This window comes from Mycoplasmopsis citelli, from assembly GCF_900660645.1.
GTDB classification, from domain to species: Bacteria; Bacillota_I; Bacilli_A; order Mycoplasmatales; family Metamycoplasmataceae; genus Mycoplasmopsis; species Mycoplasmopsis citelli.
The window spans coordinates 410,236-430,477 of the sequence record NZ_LR215036.1; the positions used below are offsets into that span (position 1 = coordinate 410,236).

Consider the following 20,242-nt stretch of genomic DNA (forward strand, 5'->3'; position numbering starts at 1 on the left):
TAAAAATGTCGAAAAAAAAGAAAATAAGTGACATTGATAAGTATTACGATAGTTCCTTTTCGATGGTTCAAACCCTAAAAACAGTCTTTAGATACTTAAAAGAAGAAAAAACCAGATTACTTTGAGGAAATTTATTTGCGTTTTTAAATGCTGCCTTTTATGTAGCTGGAAGCGTGTTAATTGGATTAATTGTTCAAGATTTTTTTGAACCTTTAGTTCGCGGAGAAATTACTCTTGAACAATTTAATTGAAATAAATTTTTACTATATTTAGGGGCTTTAGCAGGTTCATTTATTATTTATGGATTTTTTAGATACTTTGAAAGTTATTTATATATTCGAGTGTGCTATGGACTCGGAACTAAATTAAGAGCTCGAATAATGAACAAATTATTCAAAACTCCAATTAAATACTATGACCAGCAACAAGCTGGAAATATTATTTCTATAATTATTAATGATATTAATGCTGTTAATGATACTTTATTTCAAATTACTACACAATTATTCACTAGTTTATGAAATGTGATTTTAAGTATTATTGTAATGGCTTTTGTTTCTTCGATATTAACAATTATTGTCTTTCCGCTATCAATTTTTTTATTTTTTGTCTCATTTATTGTGATTGGAAAATCGCAAAGATATTTTGTAGCTAATCAAAATGCTTTCGGAAAAATGAACGGATATGTTGAAGAAATGTTAACTAACACCAAAGTAACTAACTCTTTTGATCGTCAAGAGCAAGTGCTTAATGGACTAAAACAAATTACTAAAGAAATTCGTAATATCGCCTTTAAGGGAGATACCTCAGCTCGCTTTTTTGATGTGTGATTTCAACTAGTATCTAATATTTTAGTTTTAGTAATTTCAGGGCTTGCAGCACTATTTTTTGTTAAAGGAATTCCTGTTTATGGAATTGCCGGATTTGGTTCAAATCCTGATGGAACTGCTTCGGCGGCTTTAATTGTTACTTATGTTTCATTGAATTGAAACTTTATTGGACCATTTCAAAACTTGCTTAATATTGTTTTTGCTCTACAAGTAGGAACTGCATCATCAAATCGGGTATTTAAATTAACTGAGTTAAATTTTAAACCCCGTGAACCAGAAAATATTGAAATTAATAACATTAAAGGAGAAGTTGAGTTTAAAAATGTTTCTTTTAAATATTTAGATCACGCAAATACTTACCAACTTAAAAACGCTTCTTTTAAAGTTAAACCAGGTCAAGTTGTTGCTTTTGTAGGACCTACTGGAGCTGGAAAAACTACCATTATCAACTTGCTAAGCAAATTTTATGATTATAATGAAGGTTCAATTTTAATTGATGGAAACGAACTTCGCAACATTAAAACTAAAATGCTCCGAAGCCATATGACCGTTGTGCTTCAAGATTCATTTTTATTTAATGAAACTATTTATGATAACTTAACCCTAGGAAATAAAAATATTACCAAAGAACAAGTTATTGCAGCTGCTAAATTAACTAATATTCACCACTTTATTATGACTCTTCCAAATGATTATGACACTTTAGTGGAAAATAATGGTCAAAATATCTCTCAAGGAGAACGGCAACTTATTTCACTAGCTCGAGCAATTTTAAGTGATAAAAATTTACTTATTTTAGATGAAGCTACTTCAAGTATTGATTCAAGTACTGAAATTATTGTTCAAAACTCAATTCGTCATCTAACCAAAAACAAAACCTCATTTATTATTGCTCACCGGCTTTCAACTATTAAAAATGCCGATATTATTATGGTAATTAACAATGGAGAAATTGTTGAAAGCGGTAATCACCAAGAACTCCTTAATAGAAAAGGTTTTTACTATAATTTATACCATTCTCAATACAAATAACCGCATTTTACAGTAAAAAAACATCCTGTTGGATGTTTTTGTTTTTAAACAATAATATTAACTTTAACCGAACCTATAAGATCATTCCCATATTTAAAATCCAGATTTTGAAGCCCTTTAGGTTCTTTTGGATCAACTGGGGTTTTAGTAATAACTGGTTTTTCAGAACTATTTAACTTATCTAAATTAGCCACACTTCCAAAGGTTTTATTATATTGTTCTTTGGTCAATGAAATGTAAAAATCATAATTAACATTTTTAGGAGAAACTCCTTTGTGGCTGACCAAATAACCTCAAATTGGTTTAACATCATTAAAGCCAAAATATGCCAATCCTTCTTCAAAAGGTTTAAAATCTTTATTAACAAATTGAAAACGTAAATTTAACTCTCCACCTTTAGATACTTCAGGAATAAATTGATATTGAGTTAAAGTTTTAAATGCAATAATATTTTGAGCATTAGGATTTTTTTCTATAAAGCTTTGTTCTAGAGTTGGATATGTTCAACTATTTACTATTCCTAAAAATTGTAAATATGATTCTGGAAGAGTAATTTTAACTAAATAATCACCATCATAATTATTTAAAACATCACTTAATTTGTGGTTGTAAGCTTTTAGTTCATCTTCTGTGAATTTATTAGTTGGATACTTACCATTTTCTTTTTTATAAATTCAAGCATATAATGGTTTTTGATCTTTATAGGCATTTTTAGAATCTGAAAGAGTAAATTTAGCAGAATAATCTGGTTTTAAGTCATTTAAATATGAATTATCTCCAACAAAATTTTCTTTTTTAGACACTTCACTAATAAAACTTCTTAATGAATCAGCAAAATTACCAAAAATGCTTAGATTTTGATTTTCTTGATCTGGTTTTAAAGTATTTAAATCAAATTTTTGATATTCAGTTTTTGGATTAAAAAAATCACTTCAAGTAAAACGCGGTAATATAAATGATTTCTTAATTGGTTGGGCATTATCAACAAAAGTTTTTGATACTAAAGTTGAAAATTTATTAAAAAACTCAGAGCTCTTATCAAAAGCTAACTGTTTTAAATCTTTATATTCTTTATCAGTAACTGGGGGTATGTCTTTAGGATTTTCTCCTGTTCAATTTTTCAAAAAATACTCTTTAACTTTTTGATTGTCTTTGATAATTTCGTCTAAAATTGGTTTTGAAGCATTAAGATCATTTTTTTGTTGCTCTGTAAGTTTGTTGCTCATTAAAGCTTTATCTATAAGCGGAAATACTTGTTTTTTAATTAATTGAATTTGAGTTTTTTCTCACAAAATCAAAGTGTTTATGTAGTTTTTTGAAATAACATTAAAGTTTTTTACATAATCATTTTTAGCAAGTTGACCATTTTGGCTTATATTTTTAGTAAGTTGTAAAATAATATTATATTTTCTAGAAATTAAGTCATTAGCAGTTGAGCTTAATAAATCATTTAATTGATAAAAATTTTTATCATTAATTTGATCAATAACGCTAATGATTTTATTGTATTCTTGCTCAACTTCTAGTGAAAATTGTTTTTGAAAATTTTCAAAGGAATCTTTTTCTTCTTTGGTTGTTTTATCGGTAAATTTAAAAGATAATGGTAAAAATGATAAAAGGCTGTCTTTTAGAGCGCCTAAAGCATCTTTAAAAGAGGTTTTTTCAGTTACTAAGGGGATTAAATCAAAAGATTTAATCTTTTGAGTTTCTTCTGGTTTTGGTTGATTATTTTTATTTGAATTTGCACAAGATGCAGATATAACGGGAATACACGCTACGCTTAATGCACCAAGTTTTAATCATGTTTTAGTTTTCATAAGCTCCTTTTAAGCTAAAAAATACACTTTTAAGGTATAATTTATTAATAATTAGTATATTTTATATCTTTTTCTGCAAAAAAGGCGTTTAATTTTTCTTTTATGAGGTGAGTATGAATAAAATCTATGATCATAAAAAAGTTGAAGCAGGAATTGAACAAAAATGGGTCAAAAAAAAGTTTTTTATGACCCATGATAAAAGCAAAAAACCTTTTTCAATTTTACTCCCACCACCTAATGTAACAGGGAAGTTACACCTTGGACATGCACTAGATGTATACATTCCAGATACTTTAATTCGTTATAAAAAACTTAAAGGCTATGATGTAATGTGGCTTCCAGGTATGGATCATGCTGGAATTGCTACTCAAAGCAAAGTTGAAGATGTTTTATATCAAAGCACTGGATTAACTAGACATGACCTTGGCAGAGAAAAATTTCTTAATAAAATCTGAGAATGAAAAGACGAATATGCTCAAGTTTTTAGACAACAATGGTCAAAAGTAGGGCTTGCTCTAGATTATTCAAAAGAACGCTTTACATTAGATGCAGATGCTAATAAAGCTGTTAATAAAGTATTTATTGATTTATACAATAAAGGATTTATTTATCGTGGCTTAAGAGCTATTAATTGGGACATTAAGCTCCAAACGGCACTTTCAAATATCGAAGTTAATCCTGAGCCAACTGCTCAAAAAATGTATTACATTAATTATCACTTAGAAAATTCAAATAAGTTTTTAACAATTGCAACTGTAAGAACTGAAACTTTACTTAGTGATGTAGCTCTTGTATTTAATCCTAAAGATAAAAGATACCAACAATTTTTAGGACAAAAAGTTATTCATCCACTCACAGGAAAAGCAATTCCAATCTTAGAAAGTGATTATGTTGATCCTAATTTTGGAACTGGAGTAATGAAGCTTTCTGCTCATGCTGAAGCTGATATTGAAATTATTCAAAAATTAAATTTAGAAATTATTGAAACCATTGATAAAAGCGGATTAATTAATGCTCCCGGAAGTCGTTTTGATAAAATGGAACGTTTTGAAGCACGTCAAGCAATTGCTAAATATCTTCAAGAGCATAATAAACTATTAAAAGTTGAAGATACTATTTCCAATGTTGGATTAAGTGAGCGTTCAAAAAATCCTGTAGAAATTTTGGTTCTTCCACAATGATTTGTAAAAATGGATCATTTTGCAAAGGTAATTTTAGAAGAACTCAAAACCAAAGAAGCAGTTAAATTCTTTCCTAAGCGTTTTAAAAATGTTTTAAAAAAATGAATGGAAAACATTCATGATTGAAATATTTCACGCCAACTTTGATGAGGTCATCAAATTCCGGCTTGATATAATAAAAACGGCAATATCAAAGTTCAAGAAGAATCTCCTGGGAAAGATTGAGTTCAAGATCCAGATGTTTTAGATACTTGATTTTCTTCAGGAATTGCTCCATTTTCATTTTTACGTTGACCAACTAAAAATGAAGATTTAAATAGATTTTATCCTTTTTCACTTTTAGTTACTGGATATGATTTAATTTTCTTTTGAGTAGCTCGAATGTATTTTTTAGGTAAAGAATTTATGGGAGAAAAACCATTTAAACATTTACTTTTACACGGCTTAATTAGAGATCAATATGGACAAAAAATGTCAAAATCCCTTAATAACGGAGTTGATCCAATGGATATGGTTGAACAGTATGGTTCAGATGCTTTAAGATGGTTTTTAATTACTAACACTTCTCCAGGAATGGATATTAAATTTTCAACTGAAAAAGTTCAAAGTGCTTGGAGAATTAATAATAAATTATGAAATATTGCACACTTTATTAATTCTTTAGATGCAAAAAACGTGCAAAAAAGTGATGCAGACTATTGAATTAATAATAAACTCGCTTCATTAAATAAAGTTATTAATAAAGCAATGAAAAATTATGATTTTGCAGTTGTAGGAACTGAAATTCAACGTTATTTATTTAATGATTTAAGTGGTTGATACATTGAAATGATTAAAAATAATCCTTCTAAAAAACATGCTTTAGAAGTATTAAGAAAAACTTTAATTATTCTCCATCCATTTATGCCATTTATTACCGATAAAATTTATTCAGAACTTTTTGATGCTGAATTGTTGGATAATAATATTCCAATGATTCGTATAACTAAACAAACTCAATACATTGATAACATTATTGAAATTGTTACTGAGATCCGAAAATACCGTGAAACAAATCAAATATCGAAAAAAGAATATATTAACTATGCTTTAGAAAAACAACTAAATCAAGAACACTTACAAATTATTAATAAAATGGCATATGCCCAATATGTTCCTAATTCAGATTTTTTAATTACCTTAAGTAAAAATAATTTATTTATTCAAATTAATGAGCAATTAAAAGAGCAAAATAAACAATTATTACTTGAAAAAATCAAATTTACTCAAAGCGAAATTGACCGTGCAAGCAAAATTTTAAGTAATGCAAATTTTGTTGCTAAAGCACCAAAAGAAAAAGTCCAAATTGAGCAAGAAAAATTAGCTAAATATCAACAAGACTTAATCAAATATCAGGAGGAATTGAAATGCAAATACTAACTGGTAAAGAATTAGCCAAAAGAGAATTAGAAAAACTTAAAACCGAATTAGCTGAAATGAAGCTTATTCGTAAACCAAGATTGGCCATTATTCAAGTTGGAGATAACCCTGCTTCAAATAAATATGTTCAACAAAAACTTCAAAAGTCTGAATATATTGGAATTGAAGGAAAATTATTTAAGTACCCTGAAAAAATCTCTCAAAATCGTTTATTGCAAAAAATGGATGATATAAATGAATGAGCTGATGGGGTTATTGTTCAACTTCCGCTTCCTGAACATATTCCTGTTCAAGTTATTTTAGATGCGGTTCCTTATGATAAAGATGTCGATGGACTTAGCACTAAAAACGAATTTTTCTTATACAACGAAGCTGGAAAATGCTTTATTCCAGCTACTGCTCGAGCAGTACTAGAATTAATGCATGAATACAACATTGAAGTTAAAGATAAAAAAGTTTGCGTAGTTGGAAGAAGTCACGTTGTTGGTAAGCCACTTGCACATATTATTAAACGTCGCGGGGCTAATGTGGCTACTTTTGACGAAAATACAGGAATTAAGGGAATCGAAAGTGCTGATATTTTAATTGTTGCCATTGGAGTAGCTCGATATGTTAAAGCAAATAACGTAAAAGAGGGGTCTATTGTAATTGATGTAGGAACTAATTTAGATGCACAAATTCCTGATGAAATTTATGGAGATGTGGATTTTGAATCAGTAAAAGAAAAAGTTTCAGCTATTACTCCTGTCCCTGGTGGAGTTGGTCCTATGACAGTTGTGTGCTTATTAAAAAATTTAGTAGATACTTTAAAATAATAAAAGCAGAAAGAAACAAAAAATGAGAAAGATTGCTATTTTAACTTCAGGAGGAGATGCTCCTGGAATGAATGCTGCTGTTGCAGCAATTGCCAAAAGTGCAAAAGCTAATAATTTAGATCCCTATGTAGTTTTAGAGGGATATAAAGGTCTTTATTATGATCAAATCGAAAAAGCTGATACTTTAAAATTAAGTAATTACGCTTCACTAGGAGGAACAGCCATTTACTCAGCTCGATTTCCAGAATTTAAGGACCCAAAAGTTCGTGAAGTAGCTATTGCAAATCTTAAAAAACATAATATCGATTCATTAGTTGTTATCGGAGGAGATGGAAGCTATATGGGGGCTCAAACTCTTCATGAAGCTGGAGTTAAAACTATTGCATTGCCAGGGACTATCGATAATGACATCGCTTCTTCAGATATTACTATTGGGTATGATACAGCTTTAAATACTATTGTTAGTGCAATTGATAAAATTCGTGATACTGCTAATTCGCACAAACGAATTATGATTGTTGAGGTTATGGGAAATCAATGCGGAGATTTAGCCCTTTATTCAGGTCTTGCAACTGGAGCTGAAATGATTATTACTAGCGAATATCGTCCTTCAGTTAGTGAAATTGTTCAAAAAGCTAAAGAGCTATCAATGCAACCAAAACGCAGAAGTATTGTTATTGTAGTTTCAGAAAAAGGTTATAATATCAAAGAACTTGAACAAGAAATTAGTCAAGCAACTGGATGAGCAACTCGGATTAATCCGCTAAATCACATTCAAAGAGGTGGACAACCAAGCGCTCAAGAGCGTATTAATGCTTCGTTAATGGGAATTAAAGCTGTTGAATATCTAGTTGAAGGAAAAAGCGGACTTGCTATTGGAATTTTAAATAGTGATATTGTTGCAACTCCAATTTTAGAAGCCTTAAGTATGAAAAACCCTGCAAAATCAAAAGCAATTGCTAAAGCAACTAAATTTAACAAACTTAATCAAGTGTATTAAAAAATAGCATCTACAAAAAGCTTGTAGATGCTATTTTTATTTTTTTAATTGTCAACAAGACAAATTTGCACATTTGCCGGATTTTTATCAATTAATAATTTAATTGATTGTTCAACTGATTTAACAATTTCTGCAACACAAGAGTATAAACTATCTTTAGGTGTTTTACTAATTTTAACATCCAAATATACATCAACATTTGAATGGTCTTCAGCAAAGCTAAGACGGGGTACTGAAATTAATTTAGAGTTTTTAATTTCACTAAAAACATTGTTTATTGCATCTAAAATAGCACTTTCAGTAACAATATACTTTTGATTTACATTATACGAAACATCAATTCAATTCATTATTTATTAGCTTTTCCCACATATTTTCCAGTTTCAGTTGAAACGGTAATAATGTCATTTTCTTTAATAAACATTGGAGTTTCAAGCTCAAATCCAGTTTCTAAAACAACTTTCTTTTGTGGATTTGTGGTGGTATTTCCTTTAACTGCATCAGGAGCTTCAACCACCTTAATATCCACATTTATTGGTAATTCCACATCTAAAACTTCATCTTGGAATTTACGAATTTGTACTTCGCTATTTTCGATTAAAAAGTTTAATTCTCACTCAACATTTTTTACTGGAATTTCAACTTGTTCATAAGTTTCATTATCCATTAAAATAATATTGCTTCCATCTGAATATAAGTAATTCATTTTTCTTTTGTCAATGTGGGCAGGTTTTACTTTATCTCCTCCGGTATATGTTTTGATGGTAGTTGAACCGGTACGAAGATTTTTAACTTTAGCTTTAACATTAGCTTGTCCACGCCCTTGTTTTGAATGCTGAGCTTCTAAAACAACAAAAATTTCACCTTCATCTTGGAAGGTAATTCCAGGTTTAAATTCGTTTACATTAATCATAATTATCCTTTATTTGTAAATAAATATATGCTTAAATTATAATATAAAACAAATATTAAAATTTATTTTTCACTTGTAAATCTGATGATATAATAATAATGCACTTTAAAAACGCTAAATAAAAATATTTAAAATTTATTCGTTTTATTTTAATATAGTGTATAATTGAAAAGCTACCAAATCAAAAAGCCCAGGTGGCGGAATAGGTAGACGCAAGGGACTTAAAATCCCTCGGTCGCAAGACTGTGCTGGTTCAAGTCCAGTCCTGGGCACCAAAGCTGCGTCCTTAGCTCAGCAGGTAGAGCAAATGGCTTTTAACCATTGGGTCAGAGGTTCGAATCCTCTAGGACGTACCATTTCAAAAATGACCAAAATCACCTTAATAAAGGTGCTTTTTTATTGCTAATTTTGGTAAAATATAAACAATATGAAATCTTTCAAAAAAGTTAGCAAAAAAACTAAAGAATTAATTAATAATTTAAGATCTTTAGATCAATCAGCTGATGATAATGAGTTTATAGATAAAAGGGTCAATTTAGGAATTGAGGATGAAGATACTTTAACTAAAGAACTCAAATATTTTGAAGATAACACTGTCGAAAACAATTTAGATATTGCCAAAGAAATAACAAAAAGTGTTGGTGAATTTAATGAAAAAGATTTAAAATTTCACTCTAAACAACGCTTAGGCTATGGACTGGGAATTTTATCAATTTTGATAATTTTAGGAGTTTTAGTAACCTTAATTACACTATTTTCGCTTGGATTATTAAATTACAAATAAAAACATTCTTTTTAAAAGAATGTTTTTTATTAATGATATTTTCCTTTGATTTGAAGTGTTTCAATTCCTTGATCAAGCAGTTGCATTTCCAAAGAATTTATTAACGATAATTCTTCTTCTAAAGAAATGGCTACTTGTAATAAAGGGCGTGTTACTGGAGCTTTTGGAGCAAATAATTCGCAAGTTTCATTGGCCTTGATAATTGAAATGTCGTGAGTTTGAATTTTTTTAGCAATGTTAATAATTTCGTTTTTGTCATAAGTAATTAAAGGTCTTAAAATGACTTTTTCAGCTACTGAACTAATAACATTTAATGATTCAAGAGTTTGTGAAGCTACTTGCCCTAAATTTTCTCCATTGGAAATACAAAGAAGGTTTTTTTGAGTTGCAAGTTGATTGGCAATTCGATAAAAACTGCGACGCATCAAATTGATTTTGTATGATTCTTTAGAAACTAGAGAAATATAGTTCATCAATTTTGAATAATCAGCAAAATAAAGCGTACTTTGTCCTTGAAATTTCGATAAAACACCAACTAAATTTAAAATCTTTTCTTTAGTTTTGGCGTCAGTTTGTGGCGGGGTTAAAAACGATAAAAATTGTAGTTCAACTCCCCGTTTCATCATTAAATACGCAGCAACCGGAGAATCAAAACCACCACTAATTAAATGCAGTCCTTTTCCACTACTTCCAGTCGGAAGACCTCCAAGTCCATCAAAATACTCACTAAAAATATATGTACATTTGCTTCTAACTTCAACATAAAAAATTTGATCCGGAGAATGAACATCCACTTTTAATGCAGTATTTTCTAAAAGATATGCTCCTAAAAGATGGTTTATTTGATCTGATTTATATTCAAATTTTTTATAATTTCTGCGAGCAGCAATTTTAAAAGTTTTGCTCGTTTTTTTAACAAGTAACAAAGCTGCTTGCTTTAATTTTTCAAAATCATTTTCAACTACTACCACTGGTGAATATGAACTTATTCCGAAAACGTATTGAAGTTTATCCATCAGTTCTTCAGAATAATTTAAATACATGCGATCAAATTCAACTTCAGGTTTAGAACCAGTAATTTTAAAGATATTGTTGCTTAGTTTTTCAATAAATTGCTTGCGATTTTTCTTTTTCAAGACCAATTCACCATAGCGAATTAAAATTTTGCTATACATCTTTACTCCTTTTTATTTTAAATATTCTTGTAGCAACTTAAAAGATTCTTTATATTGGTATTTAGCTACAAAAATCGCTAGTTTATTACTTAATTCAGTGTTTGTTTGCAAAGGGTTCTTTTCACTTTTGTTTAAAAGATCATAAGCAGTTTTAAAATAGTGCTCATATTGTTGGTTAATAGCAATTTCTTCAACAAAATAACAAATTAACTCAATTCAACGGTTTCAAACTTTTTCAAGTTTGATAAAATTTAGTTCCAAAGTAAAATATTGTTCATAAATGCTTTTTAATTGAAGAAGATTTTCTTGATATTCACTAGCAAAAAGATATTTATTTTGCATTATCTCAAAATATAAATTTAAACTAGAATCAATTTCTTCATTAAAACCATTCTCATAAACTTGTTTTTGTTGTTTTTGGAATTCGTAATCAATTAAAATTTGATTAATTTCAAAGAAAGTTCGCAAAATTTCTTTAACAAGATTAATAGAAGAGTCAAAATCACTAAATTTTAATTGTTCAAAGAAAAATGAAATATTTTTAAAATGAATTTCAATTTTTTTATCCACAAAATTAGCGATTTTAAAGTTATTTTTTAGCTTATCATTAACTTTTTGGAGTTCTTTAAAAATATTGTTTTTAATTAAGTTTAATACTTGATTTTTAAATTCTAAAACTCTACAGTTATGAAAATATTTGTAAAAACCAACAATTTCTTTTTTAATTGCATCAACTTGATATTGATTAAATTTTTCTTTAACCTTGTAAAATTTGTTTTTATTTTTTCAAAATAATATCGGATTATCTTGAGGTGGTTGTGAACCTTTATTTTCAAAAAGTTCTGGTAAATCAGTAAATAAGGCAAATTCAATTAATTTTGAATTATCTAAATATTCAAATAAAAATTCTAAATCAATAATTAAATTTGAAATTGAACTACTTACATTTTCAAATTTAGCTTGATTATTTCACTGATCATCAATAAAACTGATTTTTTGATTATATTGATCGATTTTGTTTTTAATATCACTATAAATATTGCTTAAAATAAATTTATTTTTATTAATATATTCTCTAGCTAAAGATAGTTTATTTAAAATATCAGTAATATCACCTTCATAATTATCTCAATTTAAACTAACTTGCTCAATTACTTCATCTGAGATTTTAATAGAATTAAAAAACAAGGTCACGTTTTTTCTAAAATCTTTAAAGGTTTTTTTGGCTAAAAAGATCTTTTTTCTTTTAAGTAATTGATAAATTTGATGATAGATTGTATCTATTGTTTCCTTTTGAGAATAAATAGTTCCTTCAAGCTCTAATAAAGAATTGTATGATTGTTCATAGTTTGAATTTTGTTCTTTTAGGGCTTTAAATCTTTTTAAAGAATTAACAAAATCATTTTGTTCACGCGAAACATTTAAGTAGTTATTTTCTAATTTATTAACAAATCTTTTAACCACTAAATTAAGGACTAAAAGAAAAAAGAAAATAAGAAAAATAACTATTGAAACACCAATAATACTAAAATAAATAATTTGGTAATTAAGATTCATCAATTAGTTTTTTCCTTTTTGAGAAACAGCACGTTTTAACTCAAAATCACTACGATATAAGTAATCATCAATAGCTTCAGCAAGCCCATTTTGAGTTACATCTGAAGTGTAAAATTTTGCACTTTGCTTAGTTAATGGATCGGCATTATCCATAGCATATGAATAATTTGAAACTTCAAGCATAGAAATATCATTTGGAGAATCTCCAATGCTCATTGCATCTTCAACATTCATATTTAACACATTTTCGCAAACTCAAGCCATTCCAGTGGCTTTTGAAATTCCTTTTTTGGTAATTTCGATGTGAGTTTTTAAATTGATAATATTTAAATTAATATCTTCTTTAATTGCATCGCTGTAAAACTTTTCAATAACCTCAGGATCTCCGTATACTTCGATTTTATGGATATCTTCCACGATTTCTCCATGGGTTTGAAACTCATTATATTCAGTAAAATCAACTAAAAAATCAAATCATTTTTTAGGCATATTTTTAACATAATATTGATCTGTTCCAAAATAATATAGTGGGGAATTATTTTTTTCAGCAACTTTTCAAATTTTTTGAACTTCTGATAAAGGCATTTTTTCAATGAAAATAGTTTTTTTATTAACATTATCAAAAACAAGGGCTCCATTTGAACAAACAATATATGGCGATAAAGTACTATCAGCTAAACGTTGAATTTTTTCATAAGGGGGATTTCCAGTATTTAAAATAAAAGGAACACCTTTTATTTTAAGCTCTTGAATTTTCTCTAAATTGACTTGACTTAATTTTTTATCAGGGAATGAGTAAACAGTCCCATCTACATCACTAAAAATAGCTCATTTATTTCTCATAATTGATATTATTATAGCAATTAATTAAAAAATGAATAAGTACAAAATAAAAAGATGCTAACGCATCTAAAAGGTATTGAGAATATTATCAATTTCTTCTCGAGTAATTGGTTCATTGTTTTGAATTTTGACAATCATAGCTCTTTTAATATCGATATTATTACTTAGTGATTGCTTTTGATCTTTGATACTTAAAAAAGTTTGTACTGAAGTAAGAAAGGCAATTACTACCGAAGTACATGAAAGTAAAATAAAATAAATCATTGTTTCATCCGGAAATGGATTATAACGTAGGGCGAATAAGTTCAAAATAATTGAAGTAGCAGTAATTAAAATTAACGATACATTTAAAAAGACAAATAAATAATAACTTTTACGATATTTTTTAGTTGCTTGTTTAATAATTTGATTACAATAATCTTTCTCATTGATTTTTGTGCTATTTAGGTTCATTATTTTAACTCCTTTTTTATTAAGTATTCTCGATCATATTTTTCTTTTTTAGATAAAAAGAAAATTCGCTTATAAAATAAGTATTCTGCATCTTTATTTGATAGTTCTTGGTAGTAAGAAACTTTATCAGAAAAAAGTAAAAATTCTAGCTTTAGTTTTTCTCGAATAGATTTTTGAGTTTTAAAATAATCATTAATTACAAAAAAGCTAAGCAGTCCTGAAATAAGCGAAACTACTGCATTAATAATGCTTGTAAGTAAAATGTAATTAGCTCCAGTAGTAATAAAAGGAAACATTTGTTTGTATGGGTTTATTCCGTTATCATAATTTGAATTAATTGAGGCAATAAAAATCACTCCAATAATCCCAATATAAAAAGCTAGTCCAATTGAAACAATATTTAAGGTGTAATAGAAAAATCCTGAAATAAGCAATTTAGTTCAATTTTCTTTTTTTAGCTTTTGATAAACTGCTTGAGTTTTCATTACTTACCTCCTGAAAGTTGTTTGGTAACAATGTTTTTAACAATAATTTTTTCTTTTTTATTTAGTTTATCTGCTAGTGCTTCCAAATATTGAATAAATTCTTCTTTGGTAATAATGTTATATTGATATTTAACACTTAAATCAAGTGCTGTTTCTTTAACTCTTTTATAACGATTAAAGCGACCATTGACTTTATAAATTGCAATAGCTAAAGTTAAAATAAATGAAGTAATAATAAATAAAACTAAGACAATTAAAATGTAAAAAGAAGTTGTATCAGCTGCTTGTTTTTGCTTGATAATAATTAGCAAAGCAGTAATTGCAAGTCCTAAAAAAGATAAGTTCAAAAGTAAAATTAAACCACTAAAAAGCTTATCAAGTCTTAAAACTCACTTAAGTTTTCGATTGTCTTCGTTAATTTTTTGTTTTAGGGCTTTTAAAAATTTATTCATATCCAAATATTACCAAAAAAAGTGCAAAAAATAACTAGCAAGTGCTAGTTATTTATGAAATTGATTATAAATATCAATTCGACTAATGGCTTTTTTAAGTTTAACTTCAAATTTTTGAGTATCTGCTGATGAGGTTGCTTTAGCTTTAGAAATAGCTTCCTCATAAAAGGCTAAATCTTTTTTAGCACGTTCTAAATCAATATCATCAGCTTTAATAATATCGTCAGTAATAATGTTAACTTTGTCTTTATCAGCGTATATTAGACCGCTTCCAATATAACATTTGATCGAATTTGAATCATTTAAATATCCAATGGTCAATTTTCCAGTTTCAATACTTGAAAAAATTGGAGTAATATTGGGCATAATTCCAATATATCCATCAGCAATTTTTAAAGTAACAATTTCTGTTTCTCCACTAAAAAAAACTTTATTAGGAGTGGTGATTGTTAAATAAGTTTTATTAGCCATTACTTAGTCTTTTTTCGTTTCTTTGAATTACATCTTCAATGCTTCCAGCATATCTAAATAATTCTTCTGGATAATCATCAAATTGACCATTTAAAATTGCTTTGAAACTTCTAATTGTTTCTTTAAGCGGAACATATTGTCCCTTAATTCCTGAGAATTTTTCAGCAACAGTAAAGGGTTGTGATAAAAAGTTTCTAATTCTACGAGCTCGAGCAACGATTTTTTTATCTTCTTCACTGAGCTCTCCCATCCCTAAAATTGCGATAATATCTTGTAGTTCTTTGAAACGCTGTAAGATATTAACTACTCCTTGAGCTACTTCATAATGTTCAATTCCCACTGTTAAAGGATCGAGTAATCTTGAAGAAGATTCAAGAGGATCAATAGCAGGATAAATTCCTAGTGAAGCAATTCCCCGATCTAAAACGGTTTTAGCATCTAAGTGAGTAAAAGTAGTTGCAGGAGCTGGATCGGTTAAATCATCAGCCGGAACATAAACTGCTTGTACAGAAGTAATTGAACCACGACGAGTTGAAGTAATACGTTCTTGAAGCTGACCCATTTCAGTTGAAAGAGTTGGTTGATAACCAACTGCTGAAGGCATTCTTCCTAAAAGTGCCGAAACTTCAGAACCAGCTTGGGTAAATCTAAAAATGTTATCAATAAATAATAAAACATCTTGATTTTGAACGTCTCTAAAATATTCAGCCATTGTAAGTCCAGTTAAAGCCACTCTCATCCGTGCCCCTGGTGGTTCGTTCATTTGACCAAAAACAAGTGCAGTTTTATCTAAAACTCCTGCTGCTTTCATTTCATAGTACAAATCATTTCCCTCACGAGTACGCTCACCAACACCAGCAAATACTGAAAGTCCATTGTGTTCGGTAGCGATATTGTTAATTAATTCTTGAACTAAAACAGTTTTCCCAACTCCGGCACCACCAAAAAGTCCAATTTTTCCACCCTTTGCATAAGGAATTAAAAGATCAATAACTTTAATTCCGGTTTCAAGGATTTCACTTGAAGATTTTTGTTCTTCATATGAAGGAGCTGGAGCATGAATTGGAGATCTTTCCACATCACTAGCAATTTCTTGATCATCAATTGGATTTCCTAAAACGTCAAACATTCTTCCTAAAACAGCATTTCCAACTGGAACTGAAATAGCAGCTCCGGTGTCAAAAACGTCCATTCCTCTTTGTAATCCATTTGTTGAAACCATTGAAATGGTTCTAACAGTATCATCTCCAATGTGTTGAGCTACCTCTAAAGTAAAGACTTGATTATCTTTATGCACAATTAAAGCATTTAAAAGTTTTGGAAGTTTACCATCAGTAAAGCGTACATCAACAACTGGTCCTAAAATTTGTACAATAGTACCTTTGCTTTTTGACATATGTTCTCCTTATTTTTAATTTTGAGTTGCATCTGCTCCAGATACAATCTCATTAATTTCTTGAGTAATTAAACTTTGACGTTTTCTGTTAAATTCTAATCCTAATTCTTTAATTAATTCATTTGCGTTTTCAGTAGCATTTTCCATTGCGTTTCGCCTTGAAGACATTTCAGAAATTTTTGATAAATTTCCAAGCGAATAAATCATACTGCTAATAAAAAGTGGAATTGAATTTTTCAAAATTGTTTCAGCATTTGGATAAAATTCCACATTTGCTTTAAGTGAAGATTTTTGATTTTGTACTTCAAAAGGAAAAAGTTGAAATGTTTTAGCTTCTTGAATAATATTATTGATAAAATCAGTATAAATAATGTTAATAGATTTTACTTTTCCACCAAAATAAAGTTCAAGAGCGTCTTTAGTTATTGCATCTGCAAGAGCATAATTAAAATTATCTCCATAAGCAAAATATTTTTGAACAATATTTTCATTTTTTATTCAAGAATGTGAATATAAGTATGCTTTAGCTCCAACAAAAATAACTAAATCATCTTTGGTTAAATGCTGATTAATTTGTGAATAAATATTAGAATTATACGAACCACAAAGCCCTAAATCTGAAGAAATAATAATGTATAAGTTTTTTAAGACACTTTCATTAAGCGGAAAAATTTCCTTAAGATCCTTTAAAGAAACATTTTGCATAAGTTCATTAAATGTCTCTTCCAGTAAATTTTTATAGTTTCGAATGTTTTCTAAATTTTTTTTAGATTTTTGTAATTTTGCAGTAGCAACTAATTGCATTGCTTTAGTGATTTTTTTGGTATTAGTTACTACTGAAATACGATTTTTTAACGAATTTAAATTCGACATTTTTTATCTTTAGTCTAAAAATTTAGCTGGAATTGGTTTATACATTTTAGGATCATAATTTGGAATAGTTTTAATAATATCTTGAACTATTTTCACAAGTGCTTTAGTGATAATTTCATAGTTTTCTGAGGAAATAACTGATGAAGAAACAATTTCTTTGTAAGCTAAATTTAAAAGTTTATTATTTTCAATTTCTTTTAGTACTAAGTCCCGATATTCGTGAATTTTAGTTTTAGGAAGTGGGTTAATAATTCTTTCTTTAACTCCAACTAAAATAATTGATTGAGAAGCTTGCGAAATAGGGTGATATTGCTCTTGTTTTAAAAGTTCATAAACTTTAGCACCATGATCTAAAATGGTTTTAGTAGAATCGTCTAAATCTGAACCAAATTGTGCAAAAGCAAGCATTTCATTATATTGTGCTAGTTCTAATTTTAATGAACCAACAACACTTTTCATAGCTTTAGTTTGAGCTGAAGAACCTACCCTTGAAACACTAAAACCTACATCTACTGCAGGTCTTTGACCTGAGTTAAACAATGCTTCACGAGTAAAAATTTGTCCATCGGTAATTGAAATAACATTAGTAGGAATATAAGCTGAAATATCTCCTTGTTGAGTTTCGATAATTGGAAGTGCAGTAATTGAACCACCCCCATAAACTTCATTTAGCCGAGCTGCCCGCTCTAGTAATTGTGAGTGTAAGTAAAAAACATCTCCAGGATAAGCTTCACGGCCAGGTGGTCTTCTTAAAAGTAATGATAAGGTTCGATATGCAGTTGCATGTTTTGATAAATCATCATATACAATAAGAACATCTTTACCTTTAGACATTCATTCTTCGGCAATTGTAACTCCAGTATAAGGAGCAATGTATTGTTGAGGAGCTAACTCACTTGCTCCAGCAACAACAACAGTTGTATATTTTAATGCTTCAGTATCAGCAAGTTTTTTTACAATTTGTGCAACAGTAGAATTTTTTTGTCCAATCGCAACATAAACACAATACACATCTTTGCCTTTTTGGTTAATAATTGTATCAATTGCAATGGCGGTTTTTCCAGTTTGTCGATCACCAATAATAAGTTCTCTTTGGCCTTTTCCAATTGGAATCATTGAATCAATTGCAATAATTCCTGTTTCTAGCGGTTGATTAACCTCTTTACGAGACATAACTCCACTAGCAACTTTAAAAATTTCCCGAGTTTTAGTGAGTTTAATTTCACCTTTACCATCAATTGGTTGTCCTAAAGCATTAACAACTCTTCCTAAAAGCTCATCTCCAACTTCAACTGAAATAACTTTGTTGGTTCTTCGAACGCTATCTCCTTCAGAAACAGAGTTAGCATCTCCAAAAAGAGCAATCCCAACTACTTCTTCTTCTAAATTTAGAGCTAGTCCATAAACTCCATTTTCAAAAACAACAATTTCAGAGTTCATTACTTTTTCAATTCCTGAAACTAACGCAATTCCATCTCCAATTGAAACAACCTTTCCAATTTCGGATTGATCAATTTTTAAATCATAATTTTTGATGCGATCTTTAATAATTACGGAAATATCATCAAGTTTAATTGCCATTATTTATCTCCTTTTAAGTTTTTTGAAGTTATTGCTCCAATTAATTCATTTAAATCATTTTGATAGTTGCTTTGAATAATTTTACTATCAAAAGCAATTTTAAACCCTGAAATTAGTGAAGAATCAATAACATTTTTAACTTCAAAAATTTTATGATATTGATTTTGAAGTTTAGCTTGAATTTTCTGTAATTGCACACTTGAAATTTCTTGAGCTGTAATTACTTTTACAAATGAAATATTTAGTGCTTCATTTGAAAGTTTTAAATAGTTAGTAATAATTTTTTTTAGCTTAGAAACACTTTTGCGTTCAACGGTAACCTTAATAGTATTTTTGATTAATAGATCAAATCCTTCTAAAATTTGATCTATTAATGTTAATTTTTCTTCTTTTTTTACAAGATCATTATTTAAAAAAGTAATTAACTCAGGATTGGCTTTAATAATGTCTAAAACTTCATCCATTTGATGATGAATTAATTCAAGTTTATTTGCTTCTTTAACTAATTCAAAAATAGCAATTACATACCCTTTAACACTAGATTTATCAAGCATTATTCAAATCCTTTAAGATTATCTTCGGCTAAAAAAGCATCAATGATTTCTTCTTGAGTTGATTGCGAAATTTCTCTTTGTAGAATTTTTTCAGCAAGTTGCTTTGCAGTTTGAGCCACAATTTCACGCGAATTTTGTTCAAATTCTTTTTGCTGTTTGTTAATATCTAAATGAGCTTCTTCAATAAGTTGCTTTGAATCATTTTTTGCTTTAGCAACATAAGCAAGTATTAATTGTTCGGCCTTTAATTTAGCTCGATTAATAATTACTTCAGCTTGTTGATTGGAATTTTCTAAATTTAAATTAGCTTCATTGACTTTTTGAATCATTTCTTCTTTAAATTTAATTGATTGATCAATGTTATTTTGAATAAATTCTTTGCGTTTTTGAAGCATTTGTTGCAATGGCTTACGTAAAAAAACATAAGTAATAATTCCAATTGCAATAAAAGCTATAATGGTCGCAATCATTAATGGAATGCTTGGAAAAATAGCTTCAAATTTATCTGAAATACCTTCTTGAAGCGAGCTTGGTTTGTCAATGGCACTATTATTTTCGGTAGTTTCAGCAAATAATTTTATTATGTTTTGAACCATTTTGACCTGCTTGAA

At 28.6% G+C, this 20,242-nt stretch carries 20 protein-coding genes and 2 tRNA genes; 7 read left to right on the top strand and 15 right to left on the bottom strand.

Going from position 1 to position 20,242, the window contains the following annotated elements:
* Positions 1 to 5: 5 nt before the first annotated feature.
* On the top strand, positions 6 to 1,862 hold the full coding sequence (locus tag EXC58_RS01215; RefSeq protein ID WP_129725246.1) for an ABC transporter ATP-binding protein: 1,857 nt from the start codon (positions 6 to 8) through the stop codon (positions 1,860 to 1,862).
* Between the two features lie 44 nt (positions 1,863 to 1,906).
* Here the strand turns inward: EXC58_RS01215 and EXC58_RS01220 are convergent, their stop codons facing one another.
* Positions 1,907 to 3,679, bottom strand: coding sequence for a hypothetical protein (locus EXC58_RS01220; RefSeq protein ID WP_129725247.1), 1,773 nt, complete (start codon positions 3,677 to 3,679; stop codon positions 1,907 to 1,909).
* A gap of 113 nt (positions 3,680 to 3,792) precedes the next feature.
* Between EXC58_RS01220 and EXC58_RS01225 the strand changes: the two genes are divergently transcribed.
* The 3 genes from EXC58_RS01225 to pfkA are packed head-to-tail and all read left to right on the top strand — an operon-like array spanning position 3,793 to position 8,094.
* Positions 3,793 to 6,279, top strand: a complete 2,487-nt coding sequence (locus EXC58_RS01225) for a valine--tRNA ligase (RefSeq protein ID WP_129725248.1) — start codon at positions 3,793 to 3,795, stop codon at positions 6,277 to 6,279.
* Complete coding sequence (locus EXC58_RS01230) at positions 6,267 to 7,094, top strand: bifunctional 5,10-methylenetetrahydrofolate dehydrogenase/5,10-methenyltetrahydrofolate cyclohydrolase (RefSeq protein WP_129725249.1); 828 nt, start codon at positions 6,267 to 6,269, stop codon at positions 7,092 to 7,094. Before EXC58_RS01225 ends, EXC58_RS01230 begins: the two co-directional genes overlap by 13 nt.
* Positions 7,095 to 7,116: 22 nt before the next feature.
* The gene (gene pfkA / locus EXC58_RS01235) at positions 7,117 to 8,094 is read left to right on the top strand and encodes a 6-phosphofructokinase (protein ID WP_129725250.1); all 978 of its coding nucleotides are present in this window, start codon (positions 7,117 to 7,119) and stop codon (positions 8,092 to 8,094) included.
* Positions 8,095 to 8,138: 44 nt separating this feature from the next.
* On the opposite strand, the gene EXC58_RS01240 is transcribed toward pfkA, so the two are convergent.
* Both EXC58_RS01240 and efp read right to left on the bottom strand, forming a co-directional pair.
* Positions 8,139 to 8,444 (bottom strand): MMB_0454 family protein, encoded by a 306-nt coding sequence (locus EXC58_RS01240; RefSeq protein ID WP_129725251.1) that lies wholly within the window; start codon positions 8,442 to 8,444, stop codon positions 8,139 to 8,141.
* Positions 8,444 to 9,007, bottom strand: a complete 564-nt coding sequence (gene efp, locus EXC58_RS01245) for an elongation factor P (protein WP_129725252.1) — start codon at positions 9,005 to 9,007, stop codon at positions 8,444 to 8,446. Before efp ends, EXC58_RS01240 begins: the two co-directional genes overlap by 1 nt.
* A gap of 188 nt (positions 9,008 to 9,195) precedes the next feature.
* Between efp and EXC58_RS01250 the strand changes: the two genes are divergently transcribed.
* From EXC58_RS01250 to EXC58_RS01260, 3 genes are all read left to right on the top strand, one after another.
* Positions 9,196 to 9,282, top strand: a tRNA-Leu gene (locus EXC58_RS01250).
* A gap of 5 nt (positions 9,283 to 9,287) precedes the next feature.
* A tRNA-Lys gene (locus EXC58_RS01255) sits at positions 9,288 to 9,363 on the top strand.
* A gap of 71 nt (positions 9,364 to 9,434) precedes the next feature.
* Entirely contained in the window at positions 9,435 to 9,791 is a 357-nt protein-coding gene (locus tag EXC58_RS01260) for a hypothetical protein (protein WP_129725253.1), read from the top strand.
* A gap of 29 nt (positions 9,792 to 9,820) precedes the next feature.
* Here EXC58_RS01260 and thiI read toward each other — a convergent pair whose 3' ends face one another.
* From thiI to EXC58_RS01320, 12 genes are all read right to left on the bottom strand, one after another.
* The gene (gene thiI, locus EXC58_RS01265) at positions 9,821 to 10,966 is read right to left on the bottom strand and encodes a tRNA uracil 4-sulfurtransferase ThiI (protein ID WP_129725254.1); all 1,146 of its coding nucleotides are present in this window, start codon (positions 10,964 to 10,966) and stop codon (positions 9,821 to 9,823) included.
* 12 nt (positions 10,967 to 10,978) lie between these two features.
* Complete coding sequence (locus tag EXC58_RS01270) at positions 10,979 to 12,523, bottom strand: hypothetical protein (RefSeq protein WP_129725255.1); 1,545 nt, start codon at positions 12,521 to 12,523, stop codon at positions 10,979 to 10,981.
* Between the two features lie 3 nt (positions 12,524 to 12,526).
* Positions 12,527 to 13,366, bottom strand: coding sequence for an HAD family hydrolase (locus tag EXC58_RS01275; protein ID WP_129725256.1), 840 nt, complete (start codon positions 13,364 to 13,366; stop codon positions 12,527 to 12,529).
* Between the two features lie 66 nt (positions 13,367 to 13,432).
* Positions 13,433 to 13,819: a hypothetical protein gene (locus EXC58_RS01280; protein ID WP_129725257.1), complete on the bottom strand. Its 387-nt coding sequence runs from the start codon at positions 13,817 to 13,819 to the stop codon at positions 13,433 to 13,435.
* Complete coding sequence (locus EXC58_RS01285) at positions 13,819 to 14,304, bottom strand: DUF4231 domain-containing protein (protein WP_129725258.1); 486 nt, start codon at positions 14,302 to 14,304, stop codon at positions 13,819 to 13,821. The genes EXC58_RS01280 and EXC58_RS01285 overlap by 1 nt, the downstream gene beginning before the upstream one ends.
* The gene (locus tag EXC58_RS01290) at positions 14,304 to 14,756 is read right to left on the bottom strand and encodes a hypothetical protein (protein WP_129725259.1); all 453 of its coding nucleotides are present in this window, start codon (positions 14,754 to 14,756) and stop codon (positions 14,304 to 14,306) included. The genes EXC58_RS01285 and EXC58_RS01290 overlap by 1 nt, the downstream gene beginning before the upstream one ends.
* Positions 14,757 to 14,804: 48 nt before the next feature.
* Positions 14,805 to 15,227 (bottom strand): ATP synthase F1 subunit epsilon, encoded by a 423-nt coding sequence (atpC, locus tag EXC58_RS01295; RefSeq protein WP_129725260.1) that lies wholly within the window; start codon positions 15,225 to 15,227, stop codon positions 14,805 to 14,807.
* Positions 15,220 to 16,623: a F0F1 ATP synthase subunit beta gene (atpD, locus tag EXC58_RS01300; RefSeq protein WP_129725261.1), complete on the bottom strand. Its 1,404-nt coding sequence runs from the start codon at positions 16,621 to 16,623 to the stop codon at positions 15,220 to 15,222. Before atpD ends, atpC begins: the two co-directional genes overlap by 8 nt.
* Positions 16,624 to 16,638: 15 nt before the next feature.
* Positions 16,639 to 17,496, bottom strand: coding sequence for an ATP synthase F1 subunit gamma (gene atpG, locus EXC58_RS01305; RefSeq protein WP_129725262.1), 858 nt, complete (start codon positions 17,494 to 17,496; stop codon positions 16,639 to 16,641).
* Between the two features lie 9 nt (positions 17,497 to 17,505).
* A complete protein-coding gene (gene atpA / locus EXC58_RS01310) occupies positions 17,506 to 19,077 on the bottom strand; it encodes a F0F1 ATP synthase subunit alpha (protein ID WP_129725263.1) in 1,572 nt (523 codons plus the stop codon).
* Entirely contained in the window at positions 19,077 to 19,631 is a 555-nt protein-coding gene (gene atpH / locus EXC58_RS01315) for an ATP synthase F1 subunit delta (RefSeq protein WP_129725264.1), read from the bottom strand. Before atpH ends, atpA begins: the two co-directional genes overlap by 1 nt.
* Positions 19,631 to 20,227 carry a F0F1 ATP synthase subunit B family protein gene (locus tag EXC58_RS01320; RefSeq protein WP_129725265.1) on the bottom strand — a complete coding sequence of 199 codons (597 nt, stop codon included), beginning with the start codon at positions 20,225 to 20,227 and terminating at the stop codon, positions 19,631 to 19,633. Before EXC58_RS01320 ends, atpH begins: the two co-directional genes overlap by 1 nt.
* Positions 20,228 to 20,242: the final 15 nt, after the last annotated feature.